Raw genomic sequence first — 14262 nt, 5'->3', positions numbered from 1 at the left:
CCTAGCCTGCTTCGCGGATCACCGACAAGAAGGCGTCGCCATAGGCTTCCATCTTGCGCGCGCCGATGCCGCTGATCTGCGCGAGCGCGGCCCGGCTCGCGGGTTTGAGCGCCGCCATCTCGCGCAGCACCGAATCGTGAAAGATGACATAGGGCGGTACATTGGCCGCCTGCGCCAGTTCGCGGCGCTTGGCGCGCAACGCGTCGAACAGCGGATCGTCGGGCTGGGCGTCGGCCGAGTCGCGGCGACGGCGGCGGGGCGGCGGCGGGGCGACGATCTCGACGCTCTGTTCGCCTTTCAGCACGGCACGCGCGCTGCCGCTCAATTGCAGCCCGCCATGCTCGGTCGGGGTCAGCAGCCCGCGCGCCTGCAACGCGCGCGACAAGGGCTTGATCAGCTTGGCGTCGTCGCCCGTGACGATCCCAAACACGCTGAGTTGATCATGGCCCAGCTTTTCGACGCGCTCGTCGGTCGCGCCGGTCAGGACTTTCTCGATGTGACCAAGGCCGAAACTCTGGCCGGTGCGATAGACGGCCGACAGGAATTTGCGCGCGAGCTCGGTCGCGTCGAACAGCACCGGCTGCGACAGGCAATTGTCGCAATTGCCGCAAGTCTCAGGCGGCGACTCGCCGAAATGGCGCAGCAGCACCGCGCGGCGGCATCCCGGCGTCTCGATCAGGCCCTGCAGCGCGTTCAGCTGCGCGCGCGCCGCTGCCTGCCGTTCGGGCTCGATTTCGCCGACGCGCCGCCACGCCTGCGCCCAATCCTCGGCACCCCAGAACAGATGGGCCTGCGCCGGATCGCCGTCGCGCCCCGCCCGGCCGGTTTCCTGATAATAGGCCTCGACCGACTTGGGCAGCCCGGCATGGGCGACGAAGCGGACGTCGGGCTTGTCGATGCCCATGCCGAAGGCGATCGTCGCGCACATCACCATGTCTTCGGATGCCACGAAATCGGCCTGGTTGCGCGCGCGCACGGCGGGGTCGAGCCCGGCGTGATAGGCGCGCGTCGGCCGCCCGGTGCGGACGAGTTGCGCGGCCAGCCGCTCGGTCGCGGCGCGCGTGGGCGCATAGACGATCCCTGGCCCCGGCACCGCGCGAGCAAGCGCTGCAAGCTGCGCGCCGACATTGTCGCGCGGGGTGATCGCATAGCGGATGTTGGGCCGGTCGAACCCCGCGATCACAAGGCCGTCGGCGGGAATGCCGAGCTGCTCGAGAATGTCGGCGCGGGTGTGCGCGTCGGCGGTCGCGGTCAGCGCGAGCCGGGGCACATCCGCGAACCGGTCGAGCAACGGCCGCAGTAGCCGGTAGTCGGGGCGGAAATCATGCCCCCATTCGCTGACGCAGTGGGCTTCGTCGATCGCGAACAGGCTGAGCTTCGACTGGGTCAGCAGATTGCGGAACGAGTCGTTGGAGGCACGCTCGGGCGCGACATAGAGCAGGTCTAGCTGACCGCCGCGAAACCGCGCGATCGTCTCGGCCTGATTGGTGTCGACCGACGTCAAGGTGGCAGCGCGGATGCCGACGGCTTCGGCGGCACGGAGCTGGTCGTGCATCAGCGCGATCAGCGGCGACACGACGATGCACGTCCCCGGCAGCGCCACGGCCGGCAATTGATAGCACAACGACTTGCCCGCCCCGGTCGGCATCACCGCCAGCGTATTCTCGCCCGCCATCACCCGATCGACTACCGCGCGTTGAACGCCGCGAAAATCGGGAAAGCCGAAGGTCTGTTGCAGGATCGCGCGCGCGGAGGGCATGCCGGACCCGCTACCGGCGAAGCGCCCCGGCCCGCAAGCGGCATCGAAACCACATTGGCGATTGGCCGCCCAGCCGCGTCGATGCGCGGCCTTGCTTTGGCCATGGTGCGCGCCTGATATGCGCGGGTGACATGCAATGGGCGCCGGGCGCGCCGGGAGAAGCTGCGATGCCGACACGTCGACTGAAGATGCTGCTCGCCGCTTGTGCGCTGACCGGGCTGGTCGGCGCGGCCAGGCCCGCGCAGCCGCTGGTGGTGCGCGGCGACGGGCTCGTCAACGCAACCGTCGGCGGCAGCCCCGCGCGTATCCGGATCACGCCCTGGGCGCCGGCGGCACCTACGCTCAATCCCGATTTCGCAAAACAGATCGGGTTGCGGGGCGGGTTGTTCGGCTTTGCGGTCAAGGTCGGGCCGGTCAAGGTCGGCGGCCAGACCAGCGTCACGCGATTTGATTTCGGCACGATGAACTTCCGCCGCCGCGTGGTCTGGTTTGATCGCCGCTATGAACCGCAGGGCGAAGGTGCCGTCGGACCCGGCGGGCTGCCTGCCGACGTAATCCGCTTCGAACTGCGCAATCCTCGCCCCGGCGAGCGGGTCGCGACATTGCCGCTGGTCCAGCGCCCGTTCCAGCCAACCTATAGCCGGATCAAGGTCGCGGGGCGCGACGTGAACATCCTGTTCGATCCGCAACATGCCCAGACGCTGGCGACGGCAGGTGCGGGCAGCGCGATCGCCGCCGATTTTGGCGGCCAGCTGGTGGGGGCAACCGGCAAGGCCGAAGTCGCGTTCGGCATCGACCGCCCGATCCGCACGCTGAAGCTCGCCCGCACCCTGGCCATCGGACCACTCCGCTTCGACAGCGTGCCGGTGCGGATCGGCGACAGCGGCTCGGTTGCCGGCATCGCCGATGCCGATGCCGATCCGGATGAAGTGGTGGTCACTGCCAAAGGCGGCGGCAAGCGCCGCGACGTGCTGATCATCGGTCGCGACGCGCTCGCGGGCTGTTCGTCGATCGTGTTCGACAAGCGCGCGAAGCTGATCCGGTTGAGTTGCGCATAGCGATCAGGAACCGTCACCCGCACCGTTCGCCCTGAGCTTGTCGAAGGGCGGTTCTTGTTGTCCGTCGGTGGGAAAAAGAAGGACGGTGCTTCGACATGCTCAGCACGAACGGTTTGGGCCGAATGGATTGATGCGCTACTCCGCTGCCAGCGTTTCCTCCGCCCGCTCCTGCGCCTGGCGGTTCCACATCTCCGCATAGAGTCCGCCCTTGCGCAGCAGCGCGGTGTGCGTCCCGCGCTCGCGGACCTGCCCCGCCTCGAGCACGACGATCTCGTCGGCGTTGACCACGGTCGACAGCCGGTGCGCGATGACGATCGTCGTCTGGCGCTTCGAAATCGCCTCAAGCGTCGCTTGAATCTCGCCCTCCGTCCGGCTGTCGAGCGCGCTGGTGGCTTCGTCGAGAATCAGGATCGGCGGGTTCTTGAGCAGGGTGCGCGCGATCGCCACGCGTTGCTTCTCGCCGCCCGACAGCTTCAACCCGCGCTCGCCGACCCGCGCGTCATAGCCGCCGGGCTGGGCGGCGATGAAATCGGCGATGGCAGCACCCCGCGCAGCCGCCTCGATCTCGGCCTGGGTCGCGCCTTCGCGGCCATAGGCGATGTTGTAGGCGATCGTGTCGTTGAACAGCACCGTATCCTGCGGGACGATGCCGATCGCGGCGCGCAAGCTCGCCTGCGTGACCTTGGCGATATCCTGCCCGTCGATCGTGATCCGCCCGCTCGTGAGATCATAGAAGCGATAGAGCAGCCGCGCGAGCGTCGACTTGCCCGCGCCCGACGGGCCGACCACCGCCAGCGTGCCGCCCGCCGGAATGTCGAGATCGATGCCTTTCAGGATGCGCCGCTCGGGGTCATAATCGAATACGACATTTTCGAAGCGGACATGCCCCGACGTCACCACCAGATCGCGCGCGCCCGGCGCATCGATGACTTCGGCGGGCGCGTCGATCAGGTCGAACATCGCCGCCATGTCGACCACGCCTTGCCGGATCGTGCGATAGACCATGCCGAGCAGGTCGAGCGGGCGGAACAGCTGCGCGAGCAGGGTCGAGACGAGCACGACATTGCCTGCGTTGAAGCGGCCCTGCGACCAACCCCAGACCACCAGCCCCATGCCGAGCGCCATCATCACATTGGTGATCAGCGCCTGGCCGATGTTGAGCCACGCGAGCGAATTCTGGTTCTTGACCGCCGCCGTGGCATAGGCGGCCATCGCCTTGTCGTACCGGATCGCCTCGCGCTCCTCGGCGCCGAAATATTTGACCGTTTCGAAATTGAGCAGCGAATCGACCGCATGCGCGACGGCGCCAGTGTCTAGATCGTTCATCTGCGCCCGCAGCGCGTTGCGCCAGTCGGTGACGATGCGGGTGAAGGCGATGTACACACCGACCATCACCAAAGTGCCGATCACCAGCCACGCCCCGAAGGTCGAGCCAAAGATCTGGAGCACGAGCACCAGCTCGAGCACCGTCGGGGCGATGTTGAACAGCAGGAAATAGAGCATCGTGTCGATGCTCTTGGTGCCGCGCTCCACAACCTTGGTGACCGCGCCGGTGCGGCGTTCGAGGTGGAAGCGCAACGACAGCATGTGCAGATGCCGGAACACCGTCGCCGCCAGCCGCCGGGTCGCGTCCTGCCCGACGCGCTCGAACACGGCGTTGCGCAGATTGTCGAACAGCACGCTCCCGAACCGCGCCGCCGCATAGCCGACGACGAGCGCAAGGATCAGCGTCGTCGCGCCGCGATCGCCTTTCGCCATGTCGTTGACGACGCCCTGCAGCGCGAAGGGCGCGCCATAGACCTGTACCAGCTTCGACGCGACGATCAGCAGCAGCGACAGGATGATGCGGATGCGCAGCCCCGGCTGATCCTTGGGCCAGAGATAGGGCAGGAAGCGCCGCAGCATCGGCCACAGCGGCGGCTCGGCGGTCTTGCCTTGGGGGGAAGCGGTGGGTGGCATCTCCACCGCATGTAGGATGCGATGCCCGCGCGCGAAAGCTCCGCCGCAGGGAACCCGGCCCGCGTCTGAACGATTGAATCGGCTCCAGATGGGAGCAGCACGATGGGACCGCTCTATTATGTGATGGCAATCCTGGGGTGTGGAGACGACGAACAGGCCTGTGCCGAGGCGCGGATCGTGCCGGTCCGCTATCCCTCGATCACGCGTGCCAGATGGCGATGCCAACCGCGATCGTCCGCAACAGCGACATCGATTATCCGGTGATTGCGGCGTCCTGTCGCGAAGCCGGGGTGCGGATGGCCGACCGTCGCACGGCCACCATTCGCCGCGCCCGCAGCTGAACCAATCGGTCAGTCGGAAAAGAGCGACAGCCCGCGCGCGCGATCGGGTTGACCGGCGGCTGTCCGGGCGCCTGCGTTTGCCGGCGTCGGATCGTTCTCGCTTCCCCAGCCACGCTGCATCCCGTCAATTCTTTGCGGAGCGGCTACGACCGGTTTTCGCGGCGCCATGGTGATAATCTTTACCGCCGGTTCCGCACGTGGCGGGGCACAGTCGCCGGCAGCTGAACCCAGCTGCGTCGGTAGTGACCCCAGAATCCGCTCCCGCAGCATCGATTCCAGATCGTCGAGTCCTGACGAAGCTGCCACCGCGCGCCGCCGAAGCAGCGTGGCAAGCGCGGTCGGGCGCACCGGCGTCATCGCGATCCGGCGCGGCACCCGCATTCTTGACGATGCTTCATTGAACGACACGCCGATTCGTCCTTACCCCTTTGGCCCTTGGCTCTAGCCCGGCAAGTCTCACCGAATGCGGACGATACACGGTTGACGCAGCGTTAGGCGCGTTCTTCGATCCGATGCCGGGGCCGCTGCCAGAGCGCAGCGCGCGGGCTTGCACGGTAAAGCTGCGCGCGCGCTCGCGCCTGACGCCATGACAGCGCAATCGCGCCGAGCTTCTCGCGCGCCGAGGTGGTGACGCGCGCATCCCATGCCTGCCCGCCGAGCGCTGCCACCTTGCGCCCGATATCGCCATAGATTTTGGCCGCTGCGAGCACGGCCCACGCCGAGCGAAAGCGAAGCGCCGGCGTGCCGCCGCGCGCGCTCTGCTCGAACGCCGCCGCGCGATCGGTGAGCCGCGCGACCAACTCGGTCAGCGCGGGCCGGTGCTTCGCTGCCATCAGCTCGGCAACGGGAATATCCTTTTCCGCCAACCAGTCGGTCGGCAGATAACAGCGACCGACGCTGGCATCCTCGTCGATGTCGCGGGCGATATTGGCGAGTTGAAACGCCAGCCCCAGGTCGCATGCGCGGTCGAGCGTCGCGTCGTCGGCCGGATCGACTCCCATCACCACCGCCATCATGCAGCCGACCACGCCGGCGACATGGTAGCAATAGCGCAGCAGATCGTCCTCGGTCCTTGGCCGCCAGCCTTCGGCATCGAGCGCGAAGCCCGCAATATGATCGCGCACGAACCCGTGCGGCAGGCCAGTTTCGGCGACGACCAGCCGCAGTGCCTCGAACGGCGGATCACCGGTCGCCTCGCCCGCCAGCGCCAGTTCGGTCAGCACGCCCAGCCGCGCGACCCGCGCCTGCGGATCATCGACGATCGTCATGCCATGACCATGATCCTGCCCGTCGGCGATATCGTCGCACGCGCGGCACCAGCTATAGAGCAGCCAGGCCCGTTCGCGCGTCGGTTTGTCGAACAGCTTGCTCGCAGCGGCAAAGCTGCGCGATCCGCGCGCGATCGATACCCGCGCTGCCTCGACGACTTCGGCGCGAGTCACAGGTCGCGGGCGCCGATCTGCTGGATGGTAGTGATCGGCGCAGCGTTCGCCATCTTGGCGAGCAGGCCGTCGAGCGTGGTGTCGACGATCATCAGTCCCTGATGCTGCGGGCGAATGAAGCCGACTTCGCCCATCTTCGCGGCAAAGGCGATCAGCCCGTCATAAAAGCCCGCGACATTGAGCACGCCGACCGGCTTGGCGTGATAGCCGAGCTGCGCCCAGCTCAGCGCTTCCCAGAGCTCATCCATCGTGCCGGTGCCGCCAGGCAGCGTGACGAAGCCGTCGGACAGATCGGTGAACGCCTGTTTGCGCTCGTGCATCGTGCGGCAGACGTGGAGTTCGGTGAGGCCACGATGCGCGACTTCGGCATCGACCAAAGCCTGAGGGATAATGCCGATCACGTCGCCGCCGGCTTCGAGGGCCGCATCGGCGACTGCCCCCATCAACCCCAGCCGCCCGCCGCCATAGACGAGGCCAATCCCGCGCTCGGCAAACGACCGGCCGACGGCCCGGGCCGACTCGATATAGACCGGATCGGCAGGTGAGGCGGAGCCGCAATAGACGGCGAGGCGTTTCACCGCCCTTCCTCCAGCATCAGTTTCGCCGTCGCCTTTGCGCTCCCGACCACGCCGGGAATCCCCGCGCCCGGATGCGTGCCCGCGCCGACGAAATACAAGTTCGGGATATGGTCGTCACGGTTGTGGACGCGGAAATAGGCCGATTGCAGCAGCGTCGGCTCAAGGCTGAAGGCGCTGCCCAGATGCGCGTTGAGATCGGCCGAAAAATCGCTCGGCGCATAATGGAATTTCGTGACGATGCGATCGTGGATGTCGGGGATCAGCCGCTTGCCGATCTCGTCGAGAATGCGGTGTTCGAGAATCGGGCCGATTTCGGCCCAGTCGACCGGGAACTTGCCCTGATGCGGGACCGGCGCCAGCGCGTAGAATGTCGAATGCCCCTCGGGCGCCATCGACGGATCGGTCACGGTCGGGTGGTGGAGATAGAGCGAGAAATCCTCGGCCAGCACGCCGTGGTTATAAATGTCGTCGAGCAGCCCCTTATAGCGCGGCCCGAACAGGATCATGTGGTGCGGGATGCCAGGGAATGTGCCCTTCAGCCCGAAATGCACGACGAACAGCGACGGCGAATAGCTCTTGCGCTCGAGCCTTGCGCGGGTGCGCTGGGCGCTGCGGGATCCCTTCAGCAGGTCGCGGTAGCTGTGGACGACATCGGCGTTGCTGGCGATCGCATCGGCCTGCACCGACCAGCCGCTTTTGGTCGTCACACCCGTTGCCCGGTCGCCGAGCGTGTCGATCGACGCGACCGGATCGGCCAGCCGCAGCACGCCGCCCAGCCGCTCGAAATGGGTGACCATGCCTGCGATCAGCTTGTTGGTGCCGCCCATCGCGAACCAGACGCCGCCGTCCTTTTCCAGCTTGTGGATCAGCGCATAGATGCTGCTCGTCGTCATCGGATTGCCGCCGACCAGCAGCGTGTGGAACGACAGCGCCTCGCGCAGCTTCGGGCTTTTGACGTAGCTCGACACGATCGAATAGACCGACCGCCATGCCTGATATTTCATCAGGCTGGGCGCTGCCTGCACCATCGATGCGAAGTCGAGGAAGGCGACATGGCCGAGTTTGCGATAACCCTCGGTATAGACGCCCGACGAATATTCGAGGAACCGGCGATAGCCATCGACATCGGCGGGATCGAGCTTGGCGATTTCGGCGGCCAGCTGCGGCTCGTCGTTCGAATAGTCGAAATTGGTGCCGTCGGGCCAGTTCAGCCGGTAAAAGGGCATCACGGGGGCGAGCTGCACGTCATCGTCCATCGACCGGCCCGACAGCGCCCATAGCTCCTGCATGCACGGCGGATCGGTGATGACGGTGGGGCCGGCGTCGAACACGAAGCCGTCCTTTTCCCACACATAGGCGCGCCCGCCGGGTTTGTCGCGCGCTTCGACGATCGTGGTCTGCACGCCTGCCGATTGCAGGCGGATGGCGAGCGCGAGGCCACCGAAACCGGCGCCGATGACGACGGCCGACTTCATGCCTTGCTACTCCGCGGCGAACTGGCAATCGCGCGAATCGCGGCGGATATCTTGACGGGCGGCTTGCCCAGCAAGATGCGTGCTTGGTCGATCATGGTGGTTTGTCCTGCGTAAAAGCGCCCAACCAACGCGGGATTGAGCCGATAGAAGCGTTCGAGGATGCGGTATCGGTCCTCGGGCTCGCCAGCGCGATACAGCATTTTGTCGAGCATGCGATAAAAGCCGCGCCCCTTCCATGTCTGCGCGGCGAAGCCATGCGTCAGCGCATGCAGCCCGGCGCCGGACAGATCGGTTGCGCGCGCGATCAGGCTGGCCGTGCGCACCGCATCGGGCAGCGAATAGCCGGTGGTCGGGTGGAACAGCGCCGCACGCATCCCGGCCTTGGCAACGCCCTTGCCGCCGCTGCGCCAATAGGCTTCGAAATCGCCGCCGAGCGCGACCGGCAGCGCGCCTTGTTCCTCGCGCACGACATGGTCGACGTCCCAGCCGCCCTTGGCGACATAATCGTCGAGCCGCGTCCCGATCGGGTCACTGTTTTGCCCGCCCGGCTGGGGGCGATAGAGATCGGGGGTGTCGCTGTAATAAGTGTCCTCGACGAACAGCCGCGTTTCCGAAAATGGCAGGACATAGACAAAGCGATAGCCGTCGATCTGCGGCACCGTTGCATCCATCACCACGGGTCGCGCCACGTCATGGGGCTTGCGCAGCGCATATTCGCGGCCGACGAATTTCTGCCAGCCGAGATCGAGCGTGGCATAGTCGCCGGCGCCGCGTGCGTCGATCACGCCCTTGGCATCGATCCGGTCGCCGCCCTCCAACAGCACGCCGGTCGCGCCGACTTCTGCCACGCGCTGCCCCGTCATCACCGCGTGCGCGGGCAGCGCCGCGCGCACCACCGCATCGAGTCGCTCGGACTCGATCGAATGATAGTGCGCGGCGATCGTCCGCCCATGCGCCGGGAAGGCGATGTCGTAGGATGCCCAGTCGTAGCAGATCAGCGGCTCGACGATCCAGCGATCCCCTGGCGCGATGTCGGTCGCGAAGAACGACCAGAGATGGTTGCCGCCGATCGTCGGCCCGCCCTCGATAAGCCGTACATCGAGATCGGGGTGCTTCCGGGCGAGCGCGAGCGCGATCAGCCCGCCGGCGAGCCCGCCGCCGACAATCGCGAGATCGCACTGGATCGTGGCTGCCATCGGCTTGGCCTAACCAATGCGGGGGCCGTGTGAAACCCTTTCGTGTCGCGCCGACGATCTTTGGTGGGCATGGGCGCGCTATTCGGCCCATTGGCACCTTGTCGTGCTTCCATCGGCGACTCGGAGCGCATAAGAAGTGAAAATGTCGATTTTGCTCGCTGTCGCCATATCCACCGTCGCGATGATTGCGATCGTCGGCACGCGCTATCTGCTCGTCAGTGGCGCCTTTGCGGCGGCGACGCGGTTGCGGCATCCCGGCCTTTATGCCGGGCTCGACCGCCAGATCCGCCGAGAGATCGGCTGGAGCCTCGCCAGTGCCGCCATTTACGGCATTCCGGCCGGCATCCTGGCTTGGGGGTGGCAGAATCGCGGCTGGACGGCGATCTACACCGATCTTTCGGCATGGCCTCTATGGTATTGGCCGGTTTCGATTTTCCTTTACCTGTTCGCGCATGACAGCTGGTTCTACTGGACGCATCGCTGGATGCATCAGCCGAAGCTGTTCAAGCTGGCCCACGCCGTCCATCACGCCAGCCGCCCGCCGACCGCTTGGGCCGCGATGGCGTTCCACCCGATCGAGGCACTGACCGGGGCGGTCGTCATTCCGCTGCTTGTGCTCGCGGTGCCCATCCACGTCAGCGCGCTGGTCGTCGTGCTGACGGTGATGACGGTGATGGGCGTCACCAATCATATGGGATGGGAGATTTTCCCTAGGTTCATCTGGACCGGGCCATTGGGGAGATGGTTGATCACGGCCAGTCATCATCAGCGCCATCACACGGAGTATAGGGGGAATTATGGGCTATATTTCAGATTCTGGGACCGGCTCTGCGGCACCGACCGAGGGCTCGGCAGCTTCGATGCAACCGCACGGCGCACCGCGGGGGGCGGTGTTCATGCGGCGGCTGGGAGCAGCGCTCACACTGGTCGCGCTGGCGACGGGGGCCGCGCCGACCGGCTCGCTTGACGTGCGGATCGACCGGCTGCGTTCGGCCAAGGGCGTGCTGCGCATCTGCCTGACCGCCGACCCGAAGAATTTTCCGGGCTGCGTCGATGACGCGCACGCCATCACGCGTTCGGTGCCGGCAAGCGAGCGCGACGTGCACTTCGCCGGACTGCCCTATGGCCAATATGCCGTCGCTGTGATCCACGACGCGAACAACAATGCGAAGCTCGACACATTGCTGGGCATCCCGCGCGAAGGATTCGGCTTTTCGCGCAACCCGGCGATCCATTTCGGGCCGCCGCGATTCCGATCCGCCGAGTTCGGTATCGAATCGTCGCCCGTCACACAAACGATCGAAATGCGGTATTTTCTGTAATCGCAACGGGCACGGAGCCTTTGGCGCTGACGCGGCGTTGTGGTGACTGATTTTCAGCCCGGAGACCGTCCGTGATTCCTAACTGCCCGCCGCGTGCCTGCGTTCTGCCCGCCTTGTTGTTGATTGGACTGGGCGCAGCACCTGCGCAGGCGCAGAGCGCCGGTGGCAATCGCGCCGCGATTTCCGGTCCTGTCGATCCCAATGCCGATACCGGTCGCGACACCATTACCATCGGCGGCGGCATTGCCGTGGTGCCAAGCTATGAAGGATCGAACAATTATGTGATCGTACCGGCAGCGGCGATCCGGGGCCGGGTGTCCGGCTTCAACTTCGCCTCGCGCGGGACGGTGCTGAGCGTCGATGTGCTCCGCGACCGGTCGACGCACGGGCTCGACATCCAGTTCGGCCCGGTGGTCAACGTCAACTTCAACCGCGTCGGGCGCCGCGTCGACCAACGCGTCCGGCAGCTCGACGGGCGCAAGGTCGCCTTCGAAGCGGGCGGCTATTTCGGCATCGCCAAGACCGGCGTGTTCACCAGCCCCTATGACACGCTCGGCGCGAGCGTGACCGTGCTTGCCGATACGACCGGCATCCACAACAGCTACACCATTACGCCGACCGTCAATTACGGCACCCCGCTCAGCCGCAAGGCCTATGTCGGCGTCTCGCTGTCGGGCACCTGGGCGGGCGATGGCTATGCGCGCAGCTATTTCACCGTCAGCGCGCCTGAATCGCTGCGCAGCGGCCTGCCGGTGTTCACCAACGCGCGCGGCGGGTTCAAGAATTACAATGTCTCGGCGCTCGGCACCTATTCGCTCACCGGCGATCTGCGGCACGGGCTGGGGCTGTATGTTGTCGGCAGCTACAGCCGGCTGCAGGGCGATTTCGCGCGCAGCCCGATCGTCAGCGTGGCGGGCAGCCCCAACCAGTTCGTGGGCGCAATCGGGCTTGGCTATACATTCTGATCGGCTGCGATTAGAAGGGCTTCATTCCCCGGGGCGGCGCTGACACGGCGCCTGAGAGGCAGGCACGAGCCTGCGACCCGCCGAACCTGATCCCGTTAGCACGGGCGGAGGGAGGGAGCGGCTTTCAGTCCCGAAATCCGTCCTCGCTCCGCATTATTTGGAGCGATTGAACGATGGCCGACATCCCTGCCCGCGCCGAAATTGGCGTCACCACTGGCCCCATTCGCGGCAGCCGCAAGATCCATGTCGGCCCGCTGAAAGTCGCGATGCGCGCGATCGACCTTGAGCCCAGCTCGGGCGAGCCGCCGCTGAATGTCTATGACACCAGCGGGCCCTATACCGACCCGAACGCGCTGATCGACATTTCTGCGGGCCTGCCCGCGATCCGCCGCGACTGGATTGTCGCGCGCGGCGATGTCGAAAGCTATGACGGGCGCGAGATCCGGCCTGAGGACAATGGCCTGTCCGGCCCCGATCGCTCGGCGGGCGTCCCGCAATTCCCGCATGTCGTGAAGCGGCCGCTGCGCGCCAAGCCCGGCGCCAACGTCAGCCAGATGCATTATGCCCGGCGCGGCATCATCACGCCCGAGATGGAATATGTCGCGACCCGCGAGAATCTCGGCCGCGAGATGCTGCGCGAGGCCATCGCCCGCGACGGCGAAAGCTTCGGTGCTGCCATCCCCGATTACGTCACGCCCGAATTCGTCCGCGATGAGGTCGCCCGCGGCCGCGCGATCATCCCGTCGAACATCAACCACCCCGAATCGGAGCCAATGGCGATCGGGCGCAATTTCCTCGTCAAGATCAACGCCAATATCGGCAACAGCGCCGTCGCCTCCGACGTCGCGCAGGAAGTCGACAAGCTCGTCTGGTCGATCCGCTGGGGCGCCGACACGGTGATGGACCTCTCGACCGGCCGCAACATCCACGACACGCGCGAATGGATCATCCGCAATTCGCCCGTGCCGATCGGCACCGTGCCGATCTATCAGGCGCTGGAGAAGGTCGGCGGCGTGGCCGAAGACCTGACCTGGGAAATCTTCCGCGATACCCTCATCGAGCAGGCCGAGCAGGGCGTCGATTATTTCACCATCCACGCCGGCGTGCGCCTCGCCTACATCCCGATGACCGCCAAGCGCGTCACCGGCATCGTCTCGCGCGGCGGCTCGATCATGGCGAAATGGTGCCTCGCGCATCACCGCGAATCGTTCCTCTACGAACGCTTCGACGAGATTACCGAGATCATGAAGGCCTATGACATCGCCTATTCGCTCGGCGATGGCCTCCGCCCCGGCAGCATCGCCGACGCCAATGACGAAGCACAGTTCAGCGAGCTCTATACGCTTGGCGAGCTCACCCACCGCGCCTGGGCGCAGGATGTGCAGGTGATGATCGAAGGCCCCGGCCATGTGCCGATGCACAAGATCAAGGAGAATATGGACAAGCAGCTCGAGGTCTGCGGCGAGGCACCCTTCTACACGCTCGGGCCGCTGACGACCGACATCGCGCCCGGATATGACCATATCACCAGCGGCATCGGGGCGGCGATGATCGGCTGGTACGGCACAGCAATGCTTTGCTACGTGACGCCCAAGGAGCACCTCGGCCTGCCCGACCGCGACGATGTGAAGGTCGGCGTGGTGACCTACAAGCTCGCCGCCCACGCGGCCGATCTGGCGAAGGGCCACCCGGCGGCCCGCCTGCGCGACGACGCGCTCAGCCGCGCACGCTTCGAATTCCGGTGGAGGGACCAGTTCAACCTGTCTTTGGACCCGGATACGGCCGAGCAATACCACGACCAGACGTTGCCTGCCGAGGGCGCCAAGACCGCGCATTTCTGCTCGATGTGCGGGCCGAAGTTCTGCAGCATGAAGATCACGCAGGAAGTGCGGGATTTTGCGGGGAAGCAGAACCAGGGTGTGGAGGGCTACATCGCGACGGGGCCGACCGGCGCGGAGACTGCGGCGGCGAGCAAGGCGGCGGCGATCAGGGGGATGGAGGAGATGGCCGCCAAGTTCCGCGAAACGGGGAGCGAGTTGTATATGGGGGCTGGGGGTCGGGAGCGGGATTGAGATGGGCAGATTCGCCGTCTGCCGCTGACTACGAGTCTGTCTAGACCCCACTATTCATGAGGCCACCGCTCTGGGTTCGTCCGAGCATGATTTGT

General features: G+C 66.0%; 13 protein-coding genes and 1 riboswitch. Of the genes, 6 read left to right on the top strand and 7 right to left on the bottom strand.

The window, feature by feature from the left end:
• Position 1: 1 nt before the first annotated feature.
• Positions 2-1759, bottom strand: coding sequence for a DNA helicase RecQ (recQ, locus tag AX672_RS02010; protein ID WP_066647427.1), 1758 nt, complete (start codon positions 1757-1759; stop codon positions 2-4).
• 167 nt (positions 1760-1926) lie between these two features.
• On the opposite strand from recQ, the gene AX672_RS02005 reads away from it, so the two are divergent.
• A complete protein-coding gene (locus AX672_RS02005; protein WP_168727291.1) occupies positions 1927-2817 on the top strand; it encodes a hypothetical protein in 891 nt (296 codons plus the stop codon).
• A 135-nt stretch (positions 2818-2952) separates the two neighbouring features.
• Here AX672_RS02005 and AX672_RS02000 read toward each other — a convergent pair whose 3' ends face one another.
• Positions 2953-4776, bottom strand: coding sequence for an ABCB family ABC transporter ATP-binding protein/permease (locus tag AX672_RS02000; RefSeq protein WP_066647419.1), 1824 nt, complete (start codon positions 4774-4776; stop codon positions 2953-2955).
• A gap of 212 nt (positions 4777-4988) precedes the next feature.
• Here AX672_RS02000 and AX672_RS19165 point away from each other — a divergent pair, with 212 nt between their 5' ends.
• The gene (locus AX672_RS19165; RefSeq protein ID WP_269454018.1) at positions 4989-5117 is read left to right on the top strand and encodes a hypothetical protein; all 129 of its coding nucleotides are present in this window, start codon (positions 4989-4991) and stop codon (positions 5115-5117) included.
• A 9-nt stretch (positions 5118-5126) separates the two neighbouring features.
• On the opposite strand, the gene AX672_RS01990 is transcribed toward AX672_RS19165, so the two are convergent.
• The 5 genes from AX672_RS01990 to crtY all read right to left on the bottom strand — a co-directional run bounded on the left by AX672_RS01990 (position 5127) and on the right by crtY (position 9808).
• Positions 5127-5525 carry a hypothetical protein gene (locus AX672_RS01990; RefSeq protein WP_168727290.1) on the bottom strand — a complete coding sequence of 133 codons (399 nt, stop codon included), beginning with the start codon at positions 5523-5525 and terminating at the stop codon, positions 5127-5129.
• Between the two features lie 83 nt (positions 5526-5608).
• A complete protein-coding gene (locus AX672_RS01985; protein ID WP_066647415.1) occupies positions 5609-6559 on the bottom strand; it encodes a phytoene/squalene synthase family protein in 951 nt (316 codons plus the stop codon).
• The gene (locus AX672_RS01980; protein WP_066647412.1) at positions 6556-7137 is read right to left on the bottom strand and encodes a TIGR00730 family Rossman fold protein; all 582 of its coding nucleotides are present in this window, start codon (positions 7135-7137) and stop codon (positions 6556-6558) included. Before AX672_RS01980 ends, AX672_RS01985 begins: the two co-directional genes overlap by 4 nt.
• Positions 7134-8612, bottom strand: a complete 1479-nt coding sequence (locus AX672_RS01975; RefSeq protein ID WP_066647409.1) for a phytoene desaturase — start codon at positions 8610-8612, stop codon at positions 7134-7136. The genes AX672_RS01980 and AX672_RS01975 overlap by 4 nt, the downstream gene beginning before the upstream one ends.
• Positions 8609-9808, bottom strand: a complete 1200-nt coding sequence (gene crtY / locus AX672_RS01970) for a lycopene beta-cyclase CrtY (protein ID WP_066647406.1) — start codon at positions 9806-9808, stop codon at positions 8609-8611. The genes AX672_RS01975 and crtY overlap by 4 nt, the downstream gene beginning before the upstream one ends.
• A gap of 142 nt (positions 9809-9950) precedes the next feature.
• On the opposite strand from crtY, the gene AX672_RS01965 reads away from it, so the two are divergent.
• From AX672_RS01965 to thiC, 4 genes are all read left to right on the top strand, one after another.
• A complete protein-coding gene (locus tag AX672_RS01965) occupies positions 9951-10775 on the top strand; it encodes a sterol desaturase family protein (protein WP_066647400.1) in 825 nt (274 codons plus the stop codon).
• Positions 10705-11130 carry a DUF2141 domain-containing protein gene (locus AX672_RS01960; protein WP_066647397.1) on the top strand — a complete coding sequence of 142 codons (426 nt, stop codon included), beginning with the start codon at positions 10705-10707 and terminating at the stop codon, positions 11128-11130. Before AX672_RS01965 ends, AX672_RS01960 begins: the two co-directional genes overlap by 71 nt.
• 71 nt (positions 11131-11201) lie before the next feature.
• Positions 11202-12095 carry a MipA/OmpV family protein gene (locus tag AX672_RS01955; RefSeq protein ID WP_231731121.1) on the top strand — a complete coding sequence of 298 codons (894 nt, stop codon included), beginning with the start codon at positions 11202-11204 and terminating at the stop codon, positions 12093-12095.
• Positions 12096-12114: 19 nt separating this feature from the next.
• Positions 12115-12225, top strand: a riboswitch (TPP riboswitch).
• 43 nt (positions 12226-12268) lie between these two features.
• Positions 12269-14167: a phosphomethylpyrimidine synthase ThiC gene (gene thiC / locus AX672_RS01950; RefSeq protein ID WP_066647392.1), complete on the top strand. Its 1899-nt coding sequence runs from the start codon at positions 12269-12271 to the stop codon at positions 14165-14167.
• The last annotated feature ends 95 nt before the right edge of the window (positions 14168-14262 follow it).

The organism is Sphingomonas sp. CCH10-B3 (assembly GCF_001556185.1).
Classification (GTDB): domain Bacteria; phylum Pseudomonadota; class Alphaproteobacteria; order Sphingomonadales; family Sphingomonadaceae; genus Sphingomonas; species Sphingomonas aquatica.
This window is presented reverse-complemented; position numbering and strand designations above follow the sequence as displayed.

Bases quoted from the DNA above. Each gene is read 5' to 3' on its own strand.
- recQ (WP_066647427.1), bottom strand. From the start codon at position 1,759: ATGCCCTCCGCGCGCGCGATCCTGCAACAGACCTTCGGCTTTCCCGAT.
- AX672_RS02005 (WP_168727291.1), top strand. From the start codon at position 1,927: ATGCCGACACGTCGACTGAAGATGCTGCTCGCCGCTTGTGCGCTGACC.
- AX672_RS02000 (WP_066647419.1), bottom strand. From the start codon at position 4,776: ATGCCACCCACCGCTTCCCCCCAAGGCAAGACCGCCGAGCCGCCGCTG.
- AX672_RS19165 (WP_269454018.1), top strand. From the start codon at position 4,989: ATGGCGATGCCAACCGCGATCGTCCGCAACAGCGACATCGATTATCCG.
- AX672_RS01975 (WP_066647409.1), bottom strand. From the start codon at position 8,612: ATGAAGTCGGCCGTCGTCATCGGCGCCGGTTTCGGTGGCCTCGCGCTC.
- crtY (WP_066647406.1), bottom strand. From the start codon at position 9,808: ATGGCAGCCACGATCCAGTGCGATCTCGCGATTGTCGGCGGCGGGCTC.
- AX672_RS01965 (WP_066647400.1), top strand. From the start codon at position 9,951: ATGTCGATTTTGCTCGCTGTCGCCATATCCACCGTCGCGATGATTGCG.
- AX672_RS01960 (WP_066647397.1), top strand. From the start codon at position 10,705: ATGCGGCGGCTGGGAGCAGCGCTCACACTGGTCGCGCTGGCGACGGGG.
- thiC (WP_066647392.1), top strand. From the start codon at position 12,269: ATGGCCGACATCCCTGCCCGCGCCGAAATTGGCGTCACCACTGGCCCC.